Consider the following 2210-nt stretch of genomic DNA (forward strand, 5'->3'; position numbering starts at 1 on the left):
ATGGCGACCTCGTCACCGAACGTCGCGGTCAGGTCGGTCAGCGCGTAGCCCGTGTCCTCGACCGTGTCGTGGAGCAGCGCCGCCGCGATCGCGCGCGGTCCGAGTCCGAGATCGGCGAGGATCTGCGCCACCGCGAGCGGGTGCGTGATGTACGGCTCGCCGCTCTGGCGCTTCTGCCCCTCGTGCTTCTCCGCCGCGACCGCATAGGCGCGCTCGATGATCGCGAGGTCGCCGCGCGGATGATTCTGCCGGACGGTGCGGATGAGGTTGTCGAGATCGTTGATCCGAGGCGCGCGCGAGAAGATCCGGGGCACGAGCCTGCGCAGACTCGACCCCTGCGCCGGCGCCCCAGGCGTCGTCCCGACCTCGCTCATCCGACCTCCAGGCAGATCATCCTACAAGCGCCCGGAACGGCAGGACGCATCGGCGGGTCAGACCTCCACCGCACTGACGGTGGCGCGGTCCCGGGCCTCGAGCACGCGCTTGTCGTGCGCGCGGATCCCCGACTCGTTCTCACGGAACAGCGAGTACAGCGGCGCGGCGACGAACAGCGTCGAGTACGCGGCGACGATGATGCCCACGAAGATCGACAGGGAGATGTCGGTCAGCGTCTGCGCCCCGAGCCAAAAGGCGCCGATGAACAGGATCGCACCGACCGGCAGCGCCGCGATGACCGCGGTGTTGATCGACCGGACGAGGGTCTGGTTGACCGCGAGGTTCACGGCCTCGCCGAAGGTCCGGGAGGACTTGGTGCCCTCCTCGCTCGTGTTCTCACGGATCTTGTCGAACACGACCGTGGTGTCGTAGAGCGAGTACGCGAGGATCGTCAGGAAGCCGATGACGGCCGCCGGGGAGATCTCGAAGCCCGCCAGGGCGTAGACGCCCACCGTGATCACGAGCACGTCGAGGAGGCCGAGGATCGAGGCCGCCGACATCTTCCAGGTGCGGAAGTAGATGGCGAGGATCAGGAACGTCAGCGCGAGGAAGATCGCGAGGCCCCACAGCGACTGCCGGGTCACCCCCTCGCCCCAGCTCGGGCCGATGAACGACGTGTTCACCTTGTCGTCGGCGACGCCGTAGGCCTTCGCGAGGGCGGCGGCCACGTCGTGGCTCTGCTGCTCGCTCTTCAGCTGCGCCGTCTGGACGCGGATGTCGCGGTTGTTGACCGTCGTGACCTTGGTGGTGACGTTGGGCAGCACCGAGCGCACCGCGGTCGTCGCGATGTCCTGATTGCGGTTCGAGGGCGCCTCGACGGTGAACTGCGAGCCGCCGGTGAACTCGATCGAGAACTGCACCGGACGGAACAGCGGCACGAGGGCCGATCCGACCACGAGCAGGATCGCGATGATGAACCAGACCCGACGCCTCCCGACGAACGGGAAGGAGGTCTTGCCGGAGTAGAGGTCGTTGCCGAGCTCGTTCATGGAGCGCATCAGTCGTTCTCTCCGTTCCGGCTCGCGCCCTGGTCCGCGGAGGCGAGGGACTCCGCGCGCTTTCGTTCGGCGATGGTCTGGCGGCGCTCGGCCTCGCCGCGCGAGCGGCCGGCGCGTGCTGCCTTGCCCTGCGAGGCGGTGGCCACCGCGCGGTACTCGGTGCGACCGCGGTAGACGGCGCCGAGCGCCTCGGGGTCCATGCCCGACAGCGGATGACCGTTGCCGAAGAAGCGCGTGCGGGCGAGGATCTGCATCACCGGGTGCGTGAACACCACGAAGATCAGCACGTCGATGAGCGTGGTCAGACCCAGCGTGAACGCGAAGCCCTTCACGGTCGCGTCGGCGAGGATGTACAGCACCACCGCAGCCAGGATGTTGATCGACTTGGAGATGTAGATCGTGCGCTTGGCACGGCTCCAGCCGTCCTCCACCGCACCGGTGATGGACTTGCCGTCGCGCAGCTCGTCCCTTATTCGTTCGAAGTAGACGATGAACGAGTCGGCGGTGAACCCGATCGACACGATCAGACCGGCGACACCGGCGAGCGAGAGGCGGAAGCCCATCCGCCAGCCCAGGATGCAGATGAGCACGTACGTGATAACGGCCATCACGCCGATCGACGCGATGATCACGAAACCGAGCGCGCGGTAGCTGAGCAGCGAGTAGATGGCGACGAGTCCGAGGCCGATGAGGCCGGCGATGAGGCCGATCTGCAGCTGCTGGGATCCGAGCGTCGCCGAGATGGTGTCAGAGCTCTGCACGGTGAAGCTCAGCGGC

Annotated in this window: 3 protein-coding genes; all 3 read right to left on the reverse strand. The window is 67.4% G+C overall.

Features of this window, described 5'->3' with window-relative positions; genetic code table 11:
• A partial coding sequence (locus tag B7X32_RS20495; protein WP_292723990.1) for an HD domain-containing protein occupies window positions 1-374 on the reverse strand: 374 nt, incomplete at its 3' end.
• Between the two features lie 57 nt (window positions 375-431).
• Window positions 432-1433, reverse strand: a complete 1002-nt coding sequence (secF, locus tag B7X32_RS20500) for a protein translocase subunit SecF (RefSeq protein ID WP_292723992.1) — start codon at window positions 1431-1433, stop codon at window positions 432-434.
• Window positions 1433-2210 (reverse strand): MMPL family transporter (locus B7X32_RS20505; protein WP_292723994.1); only part of this gene is annotated, 778 nt, incomplete at its 5' end. The genes secF and B7X32_RS20505, both read right to left, overlap by 1 nt.

The organism is Microbacterium sp. 13-71-7, from assembly GCF_002257455.1.
Lineage (GTDB): Bacteria > Actinomycetota > Actinomycetes > Actinomycetales > Microbacteriaceae > Microbacterium.

Coding starts and splice junctions, on each gene's coding strand:
- secF (WP_292723992.1), bottom strand. CDS start 1,433: ATGCGCTCCATGAACGAGCTCGGCAACGACCTCTACTCCGGCAAGACC.